At 68.7% G+C, this 19,945-nt stretch carries 8 protein-coding genes and 2 pseudogenes; 5 read left to right on the plus strand and 5 right to left on the minus strand.

Features of this window, described 5'->3' with window-relative positions:
* Nucleotides 1–737: 737 nt before the first annotated feature.
* Nucleotides 738–1,732 (minus strand): annotated as a pseudogene (locus ACF062_RS38240) (helicase associated domain-containing protein); the annotation flags it as partial.
* Between the two features lie 508 nt (nucleotides 1,733–2,240).
* Here ACF062_RS38240 and ACF062_RS38245 point away from each other — a divergent pair.
* Nucleotides 2,241–2,876: pseudogene (locus ACF062_RS38245) on the plus strand (hypothetical protein); the annotation flags it as partial.
* Nucleotides 2,877–2,935: 59 nt separating this feature from the next.
* Entirely contained in the window at nucleotides 2,936–3,421 is a 486-nt protein-coding gene (locus ACF062_RS38250) for an integrase (RefSeq protein ID WP_392144704.1), read from the plus strand.
* Nucleotides 3,422–3,540: 119 nt separating this feature from the next.
* Here the strand turns inward: ACF062_RS38250 and ACF062_RS38255 are convergent, their stop codons facing one another.
* Nucleotides 3,541–4,170, minus strand: coding sequence for a class I SAM-dependent methyltransferase (locus ACF062_RS38255; RefSeq protein ID WP_150478924.1), 630 nt, complete (start codon nucleotides 4,168–4,170; stop codon nucleotides 3,541–3,543).
* Nucleotides 4,171–5,953: 1,783 nt separating this feature from the next.
* Here ACF062_RS38255 and ACF062_RS38260 point away from each other — a divergent pair.
* The 3 genes from ACF062_RS38260 to ACF062_RS38270 are packed head-to-tail and all read left to right on the plus strand — an operon-like array spanning nucleotide 5,954 to nucleotide 6,872.
* Nucleotides 5,954–6,232 carry a hypothetical protein gene (locus ACF062_RS38260; RefSeq protein ID WP_392144706.1) on the plus strand — a complete coding sequence of 93 codons (279 nt, stop codon included), beginning with the start codon at nucleotides 5,954–5,956 and terminating at the stop codon, nucleotides 6,230–6,232.
* A 3-nt stretch (nucleotides 6,233–6,235) separates the two neighbouring features.
* Complete coding sequence (locus ACF062_RS38265) at nucleotides 6,236–6,691, plus strand: hypothetical protein (protein WP_392144708.1); 456 nt, start codon at nucleotides 6,236–6,238, stop codon at nucleotides 6,689–6,691.
* Nucleotides 6,692–6,698: 7 nt separating this feature from the next.
* Complete coding sequence (locus tag ACF062_RS38270; protein ID WP_392144710.1) at nucleotides 6,699–6,872, plus strand: hypothetical protein; 174 nt, start codon at nucleotides 6,699–6,701, stop codon at nucleotides 6,870–6,872.
* Nucleotides 6,873–8,410: 1,538 nt separating this feature from the next.
* Here the strand turns inward: ACF062_RS38270 and ACF062_RS38275 are convergent.
* The 3 genes from ACF062_RS38275 to ACF062_RS38285 form a co-directional block, all read right to left on the minus strand.
* Nucleotides 8,411–8,887: a hypothetical protein gene (locus ACF062_RS38275; RefSeq protein ID WP_392144712.1), complete on the minus strand. Its 477-nt coding sequence runs from the start codon at nucleotides 8,885–8,887 to the stop codon at nucleotides 8,411–8,413.
* A gap of 437 nt (nucleotides 8,888–9,324) precedes the next feature.
* Nucleotides 9,325–11,568, minus strand: a complete 2,244-nt coding sequence (locus ACF062_RS38280) for a hypothetical protein (protein ID WP_392144714.1) — start codon at nucleotides 11,566–11,568, stop codon at nucleotides 9,325–9,327.
* A 4,623-nt stretch (nucleotides 11,569–16,191) separates the two neighbouring features.
* Nucleotides 16,192–19,944: a hypothetical protein gene (locus ACF062_RS38285; RefSeq protein ID WP_392144716.1), complete on the minus strand. Its 3,753-nt coding sequence runs from the start codon at nucleotides 19,942–19,944 to the stop codon at nucleotides 16,192–16,194.
* Between the last annotated feature and the right edge of the window lies 1 nt (nucleotide 19,945).

A 19,945-nucleotide genomic window follows, 5' to 3' on the forward strand; every position in this document is an offset into this window, starting at 1 on the left:
GGCGTCGAACGCAAGCGCCAAGGCCAGTAGCTGACACCTCCCACTCTGGGGGTAGTGGCGTACCAGCCCGGTACCGGATTCCGGGACAGCCCTTAGCCCGGGTTCGAGCCGTGCATAGGGCTGGTCGTGGTGGTGAAGCCTCCTTTCCAGGTCAACTACTGATCCGCATAGCTGAGTTGATTCCGCGCGGACAGCACAGGCCCCAGGCCTGAAGAAGGGGTCTGGCGCCCTGTGCTGTGGGGAGGGCGCAGGCAGGGGTCGTCTCGGTAGACGTCCCGTTCGGAGGGCGGCCCGTACTGCTCGATGAGGTCGCAGGTGCAGGTGGCGCCCTCGTACAGCGTCTTTTCGCACTCGTCATGGTGGGCCTGCTGCGGCAGGCGCTTCGCCGCAACGGGCCGCGCGGTGTCTGCGGCGTGCCGGGCGGTGGTCCGGAGTTCGATATCCACGACGGCGGAGGCGATCTCGTCCTTGCGCCACTTCTCGGGGGAGTTGTGGTTCACCAGGCCGCCCGCGTAGGCCATGCGCAGCAGTTCGGCCTTGGTGTGGTTGCGCATCAGCTCGCTCATGCGCTCCACCCGCTCGGTGCCCCACGCTGCCTGAGTCTGGCGCTCTTCCTCCGCCGCGGTGTCGCCTCGGTCGTGGTGTTCCTGCGCCGGCGCGTCCGACAGCGCGGGCTGGACGGGGAGGTCGACCGTCGCATCCGGGTTGTCGGGTTGGCTCGGCACCGGTGCGGCCTTCGCCCACGGCCCGCCCAGGGCGGCCTGCTGCTCGGAGGCGAGCTTGTCCCACCTCGATTTCGTGTTCGAGACCCACACGCCCAGCTTGACGGCCACGGGCTCCGCCTCGCCGTCGACAACGATCTCTTCGCTGTGGCCGCGCGGTACGGGCCGGTCCGCGCCTTCCCGTTCCACCCACTGCGCGAGGGCCGCAAGGCGCGTTGGAACGCCTGCTGTGCCTTGCCCGGGCCCTTCGTCGCACGCGTTGCTGTCGGAGCCGGAGATGGCGCCTCAGCGGGCTTGATACCCAGCCTGGACAGCCGCTCCTGCTGCTCGGTCGACAGCTGCGCCCATGTGACCGGCTGCTTCTGCCGCTCCAGCCACCGTCCGATGTCGTCGCCGTCCATCAATACGCCGGGGGCGATGTCGGGCAGGGCGCCGTCGGCGTCGACCAGGTCGGCGAGGACGCGGTAGTGGCGTTGCCAGTCGAGCGGCCAGGGGCAGTTCCAGTCCGGGTCGATCGCCTCCAGCTGCTTTGTGCGCTCCGCCGCCCGCTCCGCGTCCTTCCCGAGGCCGCCCTTCCTGCGGAGATTGGCCATGTGCTGCCCCACGGGCACCATCGCCTCGCCCTCGCCCCAGACCGCGTCCTGGCGCGGAGCGAGGTGCCCCGCGGCGCGTCGATACGAGCGCAGCGCGGCGAGCTTGCTCTCCCAGGCTTCTTCGCCGGGCTCCCACACCATCCCGGTCTCTTCGGCGTCCAGCAGCTCCTTGCGCCGCTCCTCCAACTCGCCCGCCCGCCAGGCCTTGCGCTGTTGGTGGACCCACCTGCCCAGCGGGAAGTCCTTGGCGACGCTGACCTGGGTCTCGGTGTCGTACGGGACGGCGTACAGGCCGGTGATCTTGTTTTCTGCCCGCCAGCGGAGCAGGGCCTGGTAGCCCTCCAGCCACACCAAGCTCTCCGGCCGGTACACGCGGGTGCGCAGGAACGCCGCGATCGTCGCCGCGTCCCGGGGTGTCGGTTATTCGTAGAGTTGAGACATGACCATCGCTGTGAACTGCAACATCTCAACTGCACTCACACAGACTGAGGCAGAGCCCTCAGTCTGACTGACCTGCCCTGATGGAGTATCAGGGCTCCCGGGAGCCTCTGCGGCAAGCCCGTGACCTGGGGTGTCGCATCTCTATCGAGAATGTCTCAAATCCACGGATAATTCTTTGGAATTGGAATGCTCAGGGGCGGGGAAATTTGATCTTGATTTGAAGGGTGGAGAAGCCGCTTCAAGAGGGGCTGACGGAGGCGAAGGAGCAAGCCAACGTCCATCACCTGTCAGTGGCCAGTGTCATTCTGGCCGGATGATTAATCAGAAGACGGCAGCGTGGTATATGGCCGGCGCGACAGCTAGCTGCTCGATCCCCTTGGAGCCCGAAGGATTCCGACGTAAGGACCGTGCTCCGCATGATTTCGTCTTCTTCGGGCACGTGCCGGTCAGAACGTATAAGCGGGCCGGTCAGTGGCAGTTCATCATGGCGGAGGTACCCAAAGCAGGGCAGACACTGGTGCAGATCCCCTGGGACTCCGAAGATCGTGTGTGCCTCCAGCCCGCTGAACAAGAGGCATTCGAATCGGTCGGAACGCTGCGTGGCTGGCGCACCGAAGTAGCGCATGTCATTGACCGTGCCGGCGCGGGAAGTGGCTGCGGCGGCGACCGGCTGCGTTCACCGGTAACGCAGCAGTGCGCTCACGCCGTTTCAGACTGTCTTCTTCAGCCGTATCAGAACTACACCATCGCGTGCACACAACCGGTGCGTGCGCTCGTATGGAGCGGCACGTCCTGGACGGTTCCTCGCGCCCTCGCCGTCATCCTTGACGCAAGAGACGCGGCCGAGCGGACGCTGCGAACGGCCGTTGAGCAGTGTGAGGGCTGCGGAGCCGTAACCCTCGAGGGCAACTGGCGCACCCCGACGGCCCAGGGCCGGGAGATCATCTGCACTGCGTGCGCAGTCGCAGGTTTACGCCGCTACAACCGAGAACTACAGGGCGCCCTGTATACCCGGGTTCGGGAACGTGGCCCCAGCCCAGCGGACTACCTGTGCGCGACCTGTGAACCCGGCCGCCCTGCCACTGTCTGGGACCACTGTCACACCCACGGTCTAATCCGCGGCCCGTTAACCGAACTAACTCGTGAGTTCTTGCAGGTCACTCCGACATCAACACCACGATGGGCTACAACGCCATCTACCCGGCGGACGCCATCGAAGCCCACCGCGCGTTCATCGCCCGCCGTCGATCACTTCGTCCCCGCGAGGAATACCGGACCCCGACGAACGAGGAGTGGGACGCCTTCCTCGCCCACTTCGAGAAACGGAAGGTGTCCATCGGTACCTGCGCACGCGCCTTCGGGACCCCATGCATTCATGAACACGCTTGTGTCAGATGCTCACTCCTCCGACCTGACCCGGCCCAACGGGCACGGCTTGCCGAGATCCGCGACAACTTGATCGCCCGAGTCACCGAAGCCGAGACGGAAGGCTGGCTCGGCGAGGTCGAAGGTCTCCAGATCAGCCTGGCTGGCGCCGAGGAGAAACTCAGCCAGCTCGACGTACAGATCTCCCAGCAGCAGGAGTCCGTTGACCTGGGAATTCCCACCTTCCGGGAGATCGTTGCTCACACCACTACCGTGGCCACACCGCCGGAGCCTTCGTGACCAGGACGGTGGTCACCTCTGGCGATGCTCAGTGGACATCGGCACAGAACGCGGCGGCGCGGACGAGCTTCATCCACGCGGATGATCTACACCACCCCGACCCAGGCCACGGGCACGCTCTACGGGCGGCGGGCCAGAAAGTGGGTGTCGAGGAAGCCACGCTCGGACGCTGGGTCGTGGAGCAACCGAGCCACCGTGACAAGGCCGGCACCGGCCAGCAACTCGGCAAACTGCTCCGCCGGCCAGCTATAAGCGGGCGCCACCTTGTGGTCGAAGCGGACCGGTTCCGGCCCCTCCGTCCCGAAGAAGGACACCAGGAGCAGACCCCCTGGTGCCAGGACACGCACCTGCTCAGCGAGCAGTGCGGGCAATTCTCCAGGTGGGGTATGGATCATCGAGTAGTGGGCCAGCACCCCGCCGAGCGCGCCGTCCTCGACCGGCAAGGCCTCCATGCGCGCTTCGTCGAACCGCAGCGCCGGCTCGGCCCGCCGAGCGTGGTCGACCATGGCCGGGGAGAGGTCGAGCCCGAAGGCGTCCAGCCCCAAGTCGTGCAGCATGGCTGTCAGATGACCGGGTCCGCACCCGACGTCGGCTACCCGCAGGTTCCCCGAATCGCGCACGAGCTCGGCGAAGGTGCCGATCATGTTCCGCGCGAACGGCTGCGTCTCCAACCGACTAGTGAACATCGACGCATAGAGCTCGACGACCCCGTCGTAGGCCGCCCTGGTCTCATCCTGGTGTTTTAACACGGGCATGAAACTAACACCCGCGCCGTTCGCAGCCGTTCTCCGGCCCTTCCTCTCGGGACTGATCGTCCCGTCGCCGGATCACGGGACGCCCCGGTAGTTCGGAGAAGGACCCTGCGGTTGTCGCTGATCCACTGCTCCCCACGCACGCGGGGATGGACCCTGCCCACGCGGGCACCGGGGGTCTTCGGCCTGCTGCTTCCCACGCACGCGGGGATGGACCCGACGCCACGATGGCCCGACGGTGCTCGCGGAACTGCTCCCCGCGCGCGCGGGGATGGACCCAGTAGACGCAGGCTGACGTACACGCCGGGCTCCTGCTCCCCGCGCGTGGGGATGTGCTCGTACGACGTCGGCCGAACGCGTACGGAGTGGGCTGCTCCCGCGTATGCGGGAATGGATCCTCCCGGCAGAAGGACATGGTCGAGTGCCGGGCCTGCTCCTCGTACCTACGGGGACGGACGCACGGAAGAGAACGTGGCGCCGGTCCAATACCTGTGCTCCACGCGCGTGGGAATGGGCCGGGGGACGTCAAGGCCACGAACGGTGACCCGTCCTGCTCCCCCCCACGCGTGGGTCCAGTACATGGCCGCCGAAGACTCGCCCCGCGCATGCAGGGATGGGGCCCAGCGCGCTGTAACGGAGAGGTAGGCGAGCATATCGGCGCCTTCAGCGGCGGCGCGGGCTTCCAGGTGCAGTTGCGCGCCGTCGAGGCGCAGGGGGGAGTCGAAGAAAGGGCAGTACTGCTGCTTGGCGAGGGCCAGTTGGCTGACGGTTCGGTTTGGTCGGCGGGCACGGTCAGGCGCGCCATCCGTCGGAGTTTTCCGTGCCTAGGTGCTCAAGCACTGTGTGCTACCGGCCGGTTCGGGACGCCGACGCTGGCGGAATGAGGGCGGAAGGCCGCCGTAGGCTGCCTCTGGTGTCTCATAAACTGGGAGATGGAAATGTCTGATTCTTTGAAAGATGCTCGAAAGGAACTCCTCGCTCGCTGAACGCGCAGGCCAGCGAGACTGCTCCCCGCCCACGCGGGGATGGACCCCGCATCCTGACCTTCAACTCGGCCGTGAACGCCTGCTCCCCGCGCACACGGGGGGGATGGGCCCCGGGCCGCCCGGCCGTCGGTCTCCTGGGTGAACTGCTCCCGCGCATGCAGGGATGGGCCCGTGTCTGGGCACGGTTTCCACCTCGTTGCTGACTGGTCCCCACGCACGCGGGGATGGACCCAGCTGGGCGGCGATCAGCGACGGCGTGACCTCCTGCTCCCCGCGCGTGCGGGGATGGACCACTAGATCGGATTCGGAGGACGATCGAGGTCGGGCTGCTCGCCGCGCACGCGCGGATGGGCCCGCCAGGGTCTTGGTTGGCACGATGGTGGGCTTGTCGATCCACGGACCGAAGTACGTAAGGTAGACCATCGCTCGCTGCGGCCAGGATCCAGCAGGGGTGTCGCTGCTGGCAAGGAGGCTCTCGCAACGCTCGACTAGCCGGCCACGAGCCCGACGACGCCTGCTGCTCCTCGCCGGTCAGCTGCCCCGGTGTCAGTGCGATCTGGGAGCATGATGAGCCAGGCAGATGATGCCCATGTCTCGCGAGATGTCAGGGAGCTGGAGCAGTGAACACCGTACGGGCCCGGGTATGGCGATTCTCGGTGGAGAGCCGGACAGCTTGATGGCCAGCTACCTTCACGCGCCAGGCGGCGGCAGTTCGCTTTCGCGTTGACCACCCAGCGTTCGAGGCCAGCTCCCGGCACATCCGCAGCTTCGTCAACGAGGGCTCGGAGCTCGGAATGCTGACGGCGGCAGGGGAGTCCCTGTTCGCTTGGAAGGACAGAGCGCACGCCCTCCACAACTTCGACGCGCTGCCCAAACACCTGCTCGGCCACTACCGACCGACCGGAGTCCGCCCCGACCTGCTGTTCCATCTGCCCACCGGCCCCGTGGCCGGTGAGGCCCGCGGCCGACACCGCCGCGCCGCGCAACTGCTGCCCGAACGGCTGCTTGCCACCCAGAAGCAACGGCTGCGCGAACTGGCCTCGTGGTCCGCCGCGCACCAGGACCACACCTAATTCATGAGCTGGGTCTGGATCGGCCCTTCCGGCATCGCGGTCGATATCTTCCTGCCCGAAGATGGCCCCTGGAGCGACGTGCTGAACGCCCAGTGGATAAAGGAACACGGGGAAGAGGGACCAGCGACGCGGTTCCCCCTGGACGAGCCGCGTGAGCAACGGGCAGCGCGACGGCGCACGCCACAGGTTCCGGGGCTGGCGGTAGACCGCCTCGCTTCCGAAGAGGCACCGGATGACAGTTCGCACGGGCGGCGGACAGTACGCAATCTGCTTCCCGAGGTCCCCAAGACGCACGAGGGCGGCGCCCGTGTTCCTCCGGGCTCGCCACCACAGCAGGCCGCGGGCGTGATGGAGTGGCTGTACGAGACGGCTCCCGCAGCGAACGGCGCCGCGCTGGCCGGCATTCCCGTCCGGGGGGACCTGGGCGGCGGCGGATGCTACGGGCCCGGCCCGCCATGAGGTCCTGTTGGGGGTCCTCGCCGAGCAGCCGCCACGACAGGCTGCGGTGCGCGAGCGTCTGGCCCGGACCGAGGGGCGCTTCGACGCCTGCATGGACGGCCGCCTGCTCACCGTCGTCCGCCCTGCCGCCACGTCCGCCCTGTCCTGGCGCGACCTGGAACGGGCGCTGCTGGAGGGGTAGAAGGGCGGCACATGCTTCTCCCGCGCCCGCCACCGCCACCGAATCCCGGCCATCGGCCAGTGAAGGGGAGTCACCACCTTCTCAGACGTCGCCGCCCAGATGGATTTGCTGCTGTGGTGCGTGGCTTGCGGGCATATCGCCAGGCCGCACGGCCGACAACCCCAACTGGTCCTAACTGGGGGGAAAGCACGCTCCTCGACCCCAGTACACCGCTCAGGTCGTGCTGCCCTGAACTGCCTGAGCCGCACCAAACGCCCCACCATCCGATCGCAGCCCACCAGCGCCAACTGCCGAGGCTGACAGGCGCCGTGTGCTGTCAGGGGCTCAAAGGGGCCGGGATCCAGGAAAGTCTCACGACTGGGCCCAGCGTCCCTCGACCCCCGGAGCACTCCCACCTCGGCAGACGATCACACGCCTCGCGTGGGATGCGGAATAACCCCACCCCCTACGCTGCCCCCCCGTGCCAGCCCGGGGTCGGGACAGGCCGACACCGGTAAGTACGGCCCGATGCCCCTGCCCGCAGACGCCTGCCCCACGCACGCGGGGATGGACCCCGAACGGGAGCGCCGGGAGCTGGCCGATGAGGCTGCTCCCCGCGCACGCAGAGATGGACCCGCGCATCCGGAATGGGCAGCCTACGTGTGGTCCTGCTCTCCGCGCACGCGGGGATGGACCCGGCAAGTTTGAGCTGACCATTGAGGCGCTCGACTGCTCCCTGCGCACGCGGGGATGGACCCCACGACTGCACCCTGGCCGCTATCGCTCCCAGCTGCTCCCTGCGCACGTGGGGATGGACCTTGCGTGGAGGCGCCCTCGGCCATGACCTGGACCTGCTCCCCGCGCACGCGGGAATGCACCCGCACCCCCAAGAGGGAGAAGTAGGAGGTGAGCGCTGCTCCCCGTGCTCGCGGGGACTGCATTTTGCGGCTCAGGTCAGCGTGACCACCGTCCCCGCCGCCCAGCAGGCTCTCCAGCGCCATGGTGAGATTCAAGGCGGCTTCGCTCAGGTGCAAGGGTGAGGCCGCAGCTCCGCCGACGGAGTTGCCCAGGACGTAGCAGTTGACGAAGAGGAAGTGGTCGGCAGCCCGCGCGAGTTGATCCAGGCACCGGGCGTCGAGCCCTGCGACGCCGGCCAGGAACGCGCGGCAAAACGCGGCAACGTCCCTCTCCTGCCGGCGGTCGATCAGATAGGACGGCCACTGCCGTTGCGGAGCAAGGGTGTATCCCCAGCGGGACACTTCGGACGGAAGAGGCCAGCCCAGGTGCGGGCCAAGGACATGGCGGCCCGGTTCCATCAGGTAGCGCGGGCTGGCCACGACCGGCTCCGCCAGAGCGAGGTTGAGCGCGAGTATCGGCCACACGAGCACCCGTGGGCGGTCGTCCTCCACCGGCACCGGGTCGCCGGTGAGCGGGCGGCGCAGCAGACCGAAGCCGTGCATCTCGTGCAGAGCGCGCGGTGCCAGCAGATCACCTGCTACCCCGGGCGCTCCCGTCAGCGGCAGCAGCGGATCACCGGCGTAGTCGAACGCAGCGAGCTGCTACCCACCGATGTCGGCGGACGGAGCGCCCTCGAGGGTGACGTTGACACAGACGTACACCCAGTCCGCAAGCTGCGGACCGCACACGTAGCCGGCAGCCCGCTCCACGGCCTCGGGAATGATGAACCGGTCACTGCTCGCCATGATCTTCAGACAGGCGCGTGCGATCTGCAGGGCCGGGCTTCTGTCGCCCGCTGACGAGTTCGGCAGGCGCGGTCGCCACGGGGTCCTGTCCTCGTAGCCCGCCACTGCGGCGGATGATGCCGCAGCATCAGGCAGTTCGGCTTGAACCAGGTGCTCCAGCACCCGACCACGCGCCAGCATGTCGAGGAGCGGATTGGAACCACGTGTCCGCGTGCGGCCCCCCGCCAACTGCTGCGACAGCACCTTGATCTCCTGTGCCGTCATGCCGCGGAACCGCCGCACCACCCGCTCCAGCGCGTCCTGAAGTTCCTGCCGCGCGGTTGTCGTCGTCATGGGGGTCCACGGTAAACACCCCACGCGTCACCGTGCCTGGCATTTTCCTCCTCGGCAGCTCGATACCGCCCTGCACCGGGGGCGACGCCCGAGCGGCGCCGGGTGCCGGCGTCAGTCAGCGGCATCAGACCGCCGCCCCTGAGCTCAAAATGTGCGCCACCGTGCGCGGTCCGCAGCGGACCTCTCCCCGGCCGGGGCGAAGATCAACAGATCAGTGGGGCCATGGAGTTGGGGCCCTGGCGCCTGCGATGCCCGGACCCGGGAGAGTCAACACCGGGTGTTCCCTGGCCCGAGCTGGGCCAAGATACTGCGCAACAGGGGGTGCTCCCAACGCCTCGCCCTTGATGCCGGTGGCAGTACGAGCACGTATCGCCAGGGGCTCAGCAGCCGTTCGGGTACGGAGCCTTGGGGGCGGATACCCGCCCCAAGGACGCGATTTACGACGAAGGCCGGGGAGCGGCGACTGCTGCTTCCAGTTGCTGCAGGAGACGGCGGATGAAGCGGCTCCACTGCCTCTCCTCGCCGTCCGCGTCGAACCAGCCGTCAGGCGAGGTGGCGGCGCCCCATTCCTTGAGTTCGGCCAGGAGCACGGCGGTGTCCGTTCCCCGGCCAGGACGGCCCAAGACCCACCGGACCTGTTGGGCGAGGTCGTGTACCTGGTGCGCCGCACGGTAGTAGGCGACCTGCGCCGTCGACAGGCGGCGAGTGGCGTAGCCGCCGCACTTACTGCACGGGTCGAACTGCTCGGCGCTCAGCATCTGCCCGACAGACACCAGGTCGTAGTACCGCGTGAGACCACGGTCACGATCCCGGTGCTGGCAGCCAGGGGAGTGAGCCCGGCCCTCGAACTGCCCTGCAGCATCCGTCGTGTACAGCTGCACGGATGCCAGGACGCCCAGCGGCAGACCCGACCCTCCATGCCATGCATCCTCCCCCCCGACGGGCCTGAAAGGCCACAGATCCAGCTGCTCCATGGCCAGCAGCCCGTCCCACACAGGGAAGGGCACCGGATCACGGCGCTCGCCGCTCGCGTCATACCGGTCCCCGAGATCGCGCAGATCCGCCATTCCGCGAGAAAGGAGCAGACAGCGCAGTGCTGCATCGGGGCGCGAGCGTCCTTGGGCCAGGCGCACCACCAGCCGCTCACCCTCGGACGCGCCCAGGCTGCGGCCGAAGTCCGGGTGGCTGGACTGGTGGATGCGGGGCATCCAGACCGGATCATCATCCGCAACGGCGTCGGCTGTGAACTCCTCACGCCGGGCCGCCACCAGTGCGTCGGGCAGATCACCAGCAGCCACAACGACGACGTACCGGCCTCCGCGGACGACCCGCGCCTCCAGCACGGACAGCGGCAACACCTCGGGTCCGGCCTCGATGGACAGCACCAGATACAGCTGATCTGCTTCCCGCGAGATGGTCCTCAAGGCCCGCAGATCACCTGCGGTGACCGCACGCCGCTCACTGACCGGCGTGTCGTCGAACACCCCTGGCCCCACCGCCTCGGCGGGCACCTGCGGTGCCGCGTCTTGTGGGGCGACGGCCTGCTCGGGCGTCAGGCACGAAAGCGCCGAAGGCTGGGACAGCAGACGGGCTGCGACAGATTCGGGCACCCGCAGCGTCACGGTCAACTCTTCCCAGTCCGCGTCGGTGGCCCAGCAGGCGAGCACGCCCAGCTCCCACTCGCTCAGACGGCCGAGGAAAGCCTCGTCACGGCCGAGCGGATCATCCAGCCCCTGCTCCGGGAGGCGTACCAGCAGCATCCGCTCGTCCTGCTCACCGGCCGCATCCGTCCGCAGCGCGAGCGTCCAGGACGCCACCAGCTCCTGTGCACGCTCCAGCGCCGCATCCCGCCCCTTGCGCCGACTGCTGATCCCGCGAACGAGGTCGTAGACGAGGTAGTCGTGTTCGCGAGGATGCTCCCAACTGTCGGCTACCTGACGACTCCACCGCCGCCACAGCGATGTCAACTGCGCCTCTACCGCCGTGGGCGCGCCCAGCAGGGCAAACACCGGGTCCTCGGCGGGCAGATCCGGGGTGTCCATGGCCGCTACGCCGGCCGCCGCTGTGAGCGCCTCCCGGGAAAGCAGTTGGCCTGCCTGCTGCTGGAGCAAAGCAACATGCTCGGCCTTGAGCCGCATACCGGCATCGGCCCAGGGCTTCAGCCAGGGAAACAGAGCAAGGAGGCGGTGGGAACGGTGCAGGCTGGCTGCTGCGCTGCGCCACTGGCCCACGACCGAGTCGCGTACCTGTTGGGCCTCTTGTCCTTCACGCCAGTCGTCGTCGTCCTCACCCGCGTCGGGGTCTTCCCCATCGCCCTGCGGCGCCTGCAGGAGCAGGACGGCCGCCTGCTTCACCTCGTCGTCGGTGAAGGTGTCCTCGTTGGCCTCACCGTAGCTGCCGAGTTCGTGCAGCAGGCCCAGACCGGTCAGTGCACCCAGGAACAAACCGACTCCGGTTCCCGGCCGGGCCCACGGCCCGTACCTCGCGCACTGCGGGCACATCCGCTCGACCACCGCCCGCAGCGGCAGCTCGGTCGGCGTGACGCGGCCGGCGCGTATGCGGGAACAGTGATCCGTGGCATGCAGCTTGGCTGCCTTGCCCGGCGCGGACCAGACCCTGATGGGAGACGCCTCGAAGGGGCCCAGCGGCACCTCCGCCGTCAGCGAACCGTACGTCAACACGTCCTCCTCCGTCGAAGCCCTCGAGGTTAACCGCGGCCACTGACACGGCAGCCCGGATACGGCTGCGGGAGAACCGATGAGACACCGCACAGTGCAACGCGCTCACCGACATCGCACGCGAACGCCCGGTCCACACCGCCATCGCCGTTGCCTCCGCCAAACGCGCCCTGGCCGGAACCCGGCAGGCAATCTCGCTGCACGACACCCTCGGCAGGGAGCTCACTCGCGTCACCAACCTCCCCCTGCGCCAGGGCCTCTGGAACGTAACCGGCGAACGAGCCACGACCACCGCCTCAACACGCTCCACGCCGAGACCTAGCGTCTGCTCGCTCTGGTGGCCACCTGCGCCTACTGGGGCAGCAACGAGACCGACCGCTGGTGGATCAACGACATCGAACAGCTCGCGGAACCCAGCCGCGACGGCGGCCTCCTGGCCTCGTCCGTGCTCCCGCCGCCATGGTCACCCACGCGCCAGACCGCTACGCCAACGGCCGCCCCGCAGTTCCGGTCGCCCTCCTCCTCGGCCCAGACGCCGTGCTCGCTCATCGAAATGCTTCCGAGTATCTCTACCAGCAGCCTCGCCCCGCCTTCACCAAACACCTGGCCCTCAGCCTGACCGCCTACACCGATGCCTGGGAACGCTTCGAATTTCTCCGGCTCAACACCGTGTACAGCGCAGGAAAAGGCATGGACGGAGCTCCTCATATGCGCCGGACGGGCGGGATGGACGCTTACCGGCCACGCGGACGCATGGCTGGAACGGCAACTCACCCGTCCCTCCGAAGGGCACCCACTATTGGCACAGGGATTCTGCGACTGCGACGGCGATATCAACAAGCTGAAGGATGCCCAGGAACTGCCCCTGGAAGACTTCAACAGATGGGCCACACGCCTCGCGTGGTATGGGGAATAGCCCCACCCCCTACGCTGCCCCCCCCGTGCTACCCCGGAGTCGGGACAGGCCGACCACCGGTAAGTACGGCCTGATGCCCCTGCCCGCAGACGCCTGCTCCCCACGCACGCGGGGATGGACCCTACTGGGCGGCTCTTGCGTTGTCGACGGCCCGCTGCTCCCCGCGCATGCGAGATGGCTCCCAGTACGGGGAGAGCGCCTACTTCGGGTTGCCCTTTCGCGCCGCGGGGTGGATCCGTAGTGCGTTTCTTTCGTATGGGAACCGCCTGAGACGGCTTCCCGCGGCCTGTGGGCTGACGTGGAGCGATGCTGCGTTGATGGGCCCCGCGGCGGGGCCTGGTGTGCGTACGCTGCCTTTGGTGTCTTGGTAACCGGGGGTGGAAATGTCTGATTCTTGGAAACTTGCTGAGAACGAGTGCCGCGCTCGCTGAACGCGCAGGTCAGCGAGACGGCTCCCCGCGCACGCGGGGATGGGCCCCACGCCGGGACCATGATCTTGAACGGCGACAGCGGCTCCTCGCGCACGCGGGGGATGGACCCGCATGAGCACGATTGCTGAGCGGCCGCCGCACTGCTCCCCGCGCATGGTGGGATGGACCCGAGCTGGCGACCGAGGCCCTCAAGTCCGGTCACTGCCCCCGCGCACGCGGGGATGGACCCAGCACGGGACCTTGCAGCACCGGATCCTGAACTGCTCCTCGCGCACGCGGGGATGGACCCGACTCAGCGTCGAGACCATCGAGGTAGCCGGGCTGCTCCCCGCACACGCGGGGATGGACCCGAGTTCCCCGTGGAATGGGAAGGCCTGTACTCCTGCTCCCCGCGCACGCGGGGATGGACCCCCCCCTTCAAGGTGGGCAAGCACGGCACCGCCGACTGCTCCCCGCGCACGCACGCGGGGATGGCTCCTTGAAACTCGCCGCAGGCAAGGCCCCGAACGCCTGCTCCCCGCGCACGCAGGGATGGACCCTCGCCCACGGCCGTCGCCGCCGCCCGCGACAACTACTCCCCGCACACGCGGGGATGGACCCCACGACCCGGCCGACGGACTGTACGGCACCGACTGCTCCCCGCGCACGCGGGGATGCTCCCGTGGGTCGCTCTGCGGCACGACGTTTGTCCCGGGCTTGCGTGCAACCAGGAAAGTCGACGTTCTGTCAGTCGGCCAAGTACCGGCGCAACTCGTACATCGTTCCGGACTGTCGGAACACGCCCGCTGGTGGGCGTCGTCGAGGAAGGTCATCACGCGCAAGGGCAGGTGCCCGGTCAAAGCGTGATAGAGACGGGCCAGGCAGAATTGGAACCACACGGTGTGCAGAGTGCTCATGCAGAAGCCGACAGCCGACACCCTGGAAGCCCTGACCTGCTCCCCGCGCCCGCAGGGATGAGCCCGGCTCCGGGTGCCAGATGCGCTTCTACTGGTTCTTGTCCCGGCGCACGCGGGGGTGGGCGGTCAACGCGTCTAGGGACCCAGCGCACTGCTCCCCGCGTATGCGGGGATGGACCCTCCAGCCGGGTGTGGTACACGGGCTTGGTGGCATGCTCCCCGCGCCCGCGGGGATGGATCCCTCAACGCGCGCGAAGCTGGCCGGCTGGTGCACTGCTCCCCGCGTCCGCAGGGTTGGCCCCCGACAGCAGCGCCGATCGGGCGGGGTGAATACCTGCTCCCCGCGCCTGCGGGGATGGTCCCACCAACGCGGCGAAGGCGAGCGCGACGACCATCTGCTCCCCGCGCCTGCGGGGATGGACCCGCACTGGGGAAGCACAGATGATGCCCAATTGGCTGCTCCCTGCGCTCGCGGGGATGGACCCTCCGTCGTACGGGCCGCGCTCGCGAAGGGCTCCTGCTCCCGCGCACGCGGGGATGGTCCCCAGACTGGCGAGGAATTCGCCGACGGGAAGGGCTGCTTCCCGCGTTTGCGGGGATGGCCCCTCATCGAGAACGAGCTCGGTCTCACCGTCGGCCTGCTCTCCGCACACGTGGGGATGGACCCAACCCTGACCCGCTCGAGTACGTCGCCATCGACTGCTCCTCGCGCACGCGGGGATGGACCCGATGCGTACGCCGGGGCTGGAGTCAACGTGGGCTGCTCCCCGTATGTGCAGGGGTGGGCTCCTCCTTGCCTACGTGTTCCTCGTCGTGGCGAACTGGTCCTTGCGTCCGCGGGATGGATCCGGCAGTGGGAGACGGCTTGTAGGTATTGCCTTCTGCTTCCCGTACCCGCGGGGATGGGCCCCACGGCACCCAAGACCTTCCAGGGCGGTAAGGTCTGCTCCCCGCACCCGCGGGTATGGCCCCAAGAAGAAGGTCACCGTTGAGGCGATCGTCAACTGTTCCCCGCGCACGCGGGGGTGGCCCCTGCCGGTTCCGCGGTTACGTCGACCCCGGCGGTTGCTCCCCGCGCCTGCGGGTATGCCCCCTGGGCGATTCCGAACAACCTGGGTTGGGGCAACTGCTCCCCGCGCGCGGGGATGAACCCTTCAAGTGGCGCCGCCACCAGCTCCTGCGAGACTGCTTCCCGCACGTGCGGGTATGGCCCCTTCGTATCGACGCGCTCGCCGGAGGCTTCCAGCTGCTCCCCGCACGTGCGGGTATGGACCCGCTCTTCAGACCTGCCCCCCCGGCACACGTGGGGATGGATCCCCCGAACGCCCGCCGGCTGAGAGACGCCTTGGTCTGCTCACCGCGCCTGAGGGGATGGTCCCGACAACGACGCCTGTGTAGAGGTGGCGTGGTCCTGCTCCCTGCGCTCGCGAGGATGGTCCCTCCGAGGCCCACCGCATCCGGAACCCGGCCAGCTGCTCCCCGCGCGCGGGGGTGGTCCCATCAACACGGCGGCGGGGACGATCCGTTGCGACTGCTCCCCGCCCGCGCGGGGATGGACCTTGGCAACGCCGCAGCAACTGCACTGAGGTGGACTGCTCCCCGCATTCGCGGGGATGGCCCCGACGTCACCGCAGGCAGAGACCGGGGAGCCGCCTGCTCCCCGCGCATGCGGGGATGGACCTGTGTACTGGCTCCGGCTCGAGGACCTCCAGCGCTGCTTCCCGCCCGCGCGGGGATGGACCCCGCAGATCATGCACCCAGTGGTGCTCGTACGTCTGCTCCCTGCACGCGCGGGGATGGACCCCAGGAGTACCAGCTGACGATTGACGCGCTCGACTGCTCCCCACAGGCGGGGATGGCCCCATCAACTGGACCGCTGGTCGCGGTGATGCTGGCTGCTCCCTGTGCCCGCGGGGATGGCCCCGGCGCGGGCAACCTACGACCACATCGGCGTGGCCTGCTCCCCGCGCCTGCGGGATTGACCCGCCAAATCCGGCACCAGGTTCGGTGAAAGGGACTGCTCCCCGCGGGTGCGGGGAGCACCCAACCGAGACCATGACCTTCACGCTCCAGCAGGGATCATCCCCGCAGGTGCGGGGAGCACAGGACCGGATACACCGCGAGCCGGATCGCTCAGGGACCATCCCCGCGGGTGCGGGGAGCGCACTGCGCGACCTGCGGACGTCTTCCTCTCTTCCGCCGGGCAGGGTCTCGGGGAGCAGAGGCTGTTCCCCGAGACCGCAAGGAAGGCCCTGAACACCTCGTCGATATCCCCTCCGACGGAGTCTGCTGCGGTACGCCGGTGGGCCGGCGCTCCCGCATCGAACTTGCCGGCGAAATGCGGCGGTGTGGAGAGCTCCTCTCGGCGGATTGTCGGGGGTGGTCAGCGGGGTTGAGGTGGGGCGTGGAGATGGGCCGTTGCGATGTCGCGGATGGCACGGATGGCTTCGGGGGCGAGTTTGGACAGGATGGGTATGGCCTGGTGCCAGCCCGGAGTGGCCAGGGTGTGGTGTAGCGCTGTGGCGGCCGCTTCGTGGTCGGGAGCCGGCGGGGTGGCGGCGAGGGCCAGGTGCTGGATGGCACGGGTGAAGTGGATCTGCGCGGTTGGTCCGGCCATGGGGTGCGGGCGGGCCGGGAGGCGGACGAGGTGTGCTGCGATGGCGGTGAGTGCAGAAGCTTTAAGGAGCGGGTCTGTGGGTTGTCGTGCTACCTGCAGGGCGGTTCGGCTGTTGCCGAGGGCCGCGTGGAGGACGGCCAGGGCTGGGGTGGGGAAGTGTTCGGGTCCGCGACTGGCCATGTCGTGTGTCAGCCAGGTCAGTTGCAGGGCAGGATGTTCGCCGGCTTCGATGCGCAGGAATGCGTGGACGAGGACGTCTTCGGGCTGCCAGGAGTGTGGGCTGCTGTGCGATGACTGGTCACGCGCTTGTTCCATCACGGCCGTAAGGAGCTGTCGTGGCTCGGGCGGGAGGTGGGCCGCGGCGGGCAGAAGTTCGGCCAGTGCGGACAGCAGGCCATTGCTTCGGATCGTGCGGCTTGAGGCTTCGAGACGTTGGAGCAGCGGAAGGATCAGCTCACCGGAGATGTGGGGGGCGTGTGTCGTGAGTTCCGCGGCGACGGCGATGCGCGCGGCCCGGTCGGTTTTCCGCCAGGCCGCCCGCGTGGCAACATGGCGCGGTTGCGGATGCTCCTTGATGAGGTCCAGGGCAGCCCGCGCCTCGCCGGCGCTTGCCAATGCCTGTGCGGCGTAGGGCCAGTTTGGGTCGGTAGCACGGGCTGCTTCGTGCGCGTGGCGGCGTGCTGCGTCGGCCTGGTATGTGTCTGTGTACGCCAGGGCCATGGCGGCGTGCAGGCGCACGTGGTCGGCTGGGTGCTGGGCCAGGTCGATGAGCGGCTGGGTGTCGGCGGCTGCGTTGCTGCGGATGAGGGCGCCTGCCAGGTCGGGTAGCCACACGGGGGCGCGGCCGCTTCCGGGGATGCTGGTGGGCAGAAGGGCCAAGGCCTGATCCAGGCAGTGTTCCGCGTCGTGGCTGGCAGCCTGGCCGGCCAGGCGAAATGCTTTTTCGGCGAGTTGGACGGCTGCAGTGGGGAATTCGTCCTCGTTTCGGGCCAGCTGCTCGTGATGGTCCTGCGGTTTGGCCGGGAGGAAGAGGCCTGCGAGTTCCAGCACGCGGGTGACCTGCTCGGTCGGTGTCCCGACGTCGGCGAGTGCCTGCGAGAGGAGGGCGACGGTGTGTCGGAATCCGAACTCGGCGTGAAAGGCGTCCGGAGGCGTCAAAGGCGCAGCGTTCGGGCTCAGTACATGCTCGAGGTGGCGGCAGGCGGTGTTCGCGAGGCGCTGTGCCTGTGTCGGATGGGATGGCGCGGCGCAGAGGGTGGCGGTCGCGAGAGTGGCGATGTTTTCCAGGGTGGGCGCCTCGTTCCAGACCTCCTGGGCGTGGGTCAGGATGCGGTCCACGAGGCGGTTGGCGCGGTCGGGCGCCGCGGACGCTGCTGTCTGCCAGAGCTGAATCGCGGCGGCTGCGGAGCTTGCGTCGGCCGGCTCTTGGCAGGCGAGATCTTCAGCTTGTTCTTCCAATGTGTCCAACAGCTCTCTGGCCTGCTCGGGATGGTTTGCTGTGAGCAGATGGATGGCCTGCGCCCAGATTTCTATGCGGGCTGCCCCCGTCCCGTGGGTGGAGCGGAGCAGGGCCAGGCCGTCTTCGAAGAGGCTCTGACGAGCGCGGTCCCCGCCCGCTCCCGGTCGGCCATGGGTGCCAGCCTCGTGTGTACGTCCGCGGCCGGGCTGTTGGGCCGTCTCCAGCAGGGCGAGGGCCGCTTGCCCTGCTGCGCCCTGCGCCTCGTCGGCGCTGACACCGAACCGGCCCGCCTCGTGCAGTGCCCTGCGGGCCCACCGGCCGGCCGCTTGGGCCGTGGCAGCGGCCTGCTCATCCCCCATGGACTGCAGCACGCGCGCTACGCCGGCCAGGTTTAGCGTTTTGTCGACGGCGCGCCCTGATGTGCTGGTCAGGGCGCGGGCCCGCGGCGCGTCGCCGAGCCGGGCGATGGTCAGTGCTACTGCGGTGGGAAGCGGCTGCACGTGGGGCAGCAGCATCTCCCGGGAAGCGGCGATCGCCGCGGCGGTGCTCAGCGGCCGCTCTTGGCCAGTGCGGGGTGGGGTGGCCAGGTTGAGGTGGAGCAGGGCGACGTCCGGGCCGGCGCGCTGGATGAGGCGCAGTTGGCGCCGCGGATCGAGCGCCAGCGCGGTCAGGAGTTCGGTGTCGCCGTGCTCGTGCAGGAGACGGGTGTAGCCGGTGAGTAGGTAGTTCGGGGTGTCGTGGGGCCAGCCTTCGTCGCTGTATTGGCGGGCCCAGTGGTGCAGGGCGGTGGTGCGTGCGGCCAGGAAGCGGCGGCCGAGGGCCTCGTGCGCGGTGGCGTGGAGCTCTTGATGGGCCAGTACGAATGTCTGCCGTCCTGCTTCCGCTTGGGCCTCGGTGCGCACGTGCAGGGGCAGCAGATCGGTGCGCGTGGGCGCCAGGGAACGGCCGGTGACGCCGCCGAGTTTGTCCCGCACTTCATGGGGCTTGAGCTCCGTGAGTTCGGCGAGATCTGCCCCGGTGAGGGCCCCGCGTGCCGCAACCAGCAGGCCCAGCAGATGTTGTCCGAGGTCGTCGTCCAGGAGGGCGTGCAGTTCCGTCAGGGCGGCATCCCGGATGATGCGCGCCGCGGGAGAGTCGGCCAGCAGCCGGACGATGGCAGGGACTCGCAAGGGATGGTCCGCCGCCAACTTCCGCGGCATGCGCGGGTGGGGCCGCCCTGCCACGATGACGCGCATTCCGCAGGGCGGGTCCTTGGGCAGGAGCCCGGCGATGCCGGTTTCGTCGGGGCCCGCGTCGGCATCTTCATCGAGCCCGTCGACGATCAGGACGAGACGCCGATGACGCTTCGCGCTTTCCCGGGCCGCTGCTTCGTACAGAGGGCCCAGGTCAGGTTGCTTGAGATCGATGGCGGGCCGGCGTCTGCCGTCGGCCGCGGCAGCCAACTGGGCTCCGACTGTACGGACGAAGCCGTCACGGCGGTCGGTGCCCAGACGGCCGGCGATGACGTAGTGCGCGACATCGACCCCAGCAGGCAGGCGACGGGCGGTGAACCACGAGAGCAGCGCCGTCTTTCCGGCCCATGGCCCTGCCTGCCACCACAGGTAGGCAGGAGAGCCGCAGAGAGCCGTGACGAAGCGTTTCAGGTGGGTCAGTTCCTCCTCGCGTCCCACGAAGTCGACGGGCAGGACATCCAGGAGGGCCGGGGACGCACCGCCCAGCAGCCGCCCTGGGGAGGCTGCGCCAATGCGGGGGCCGCGACCCCCCTGCCCGCTCCCGCTGGCTTCTTGCGTGGCTGCGAGCCGAGCGGCCCAGGACCCCTCAGAGATCTGGACGTAGCCCGGCGAGCGGCGAGCCGCCCTTGCCTTCAAGTCGGGGATGAGCTTCGTCATCACGTACTCGACGTGACGTTCCTCGGTCGGCGGGTTCTTGTTCATCCAAGCGGTGAAGTTGGACTTGGGCACGCTGAACCCGGACGCCGCAGCCTCACGCATCAGGTCTGTGTACGTCAGACCGGGTTTGCCGCCGCCGGCGGCCTTGAACAACGCCTTCAGGTCGGTCATG

Source organism: Streptomyces sp. NPDC015345 (genome assembly GCF_043078805.1).
In the GTDB taxonomy this organism is placed as follows: Bacteria; Actinomycetota; Actinomycetes; order Streptomycetales; family Streptomycetaceae; genus Streptomyces.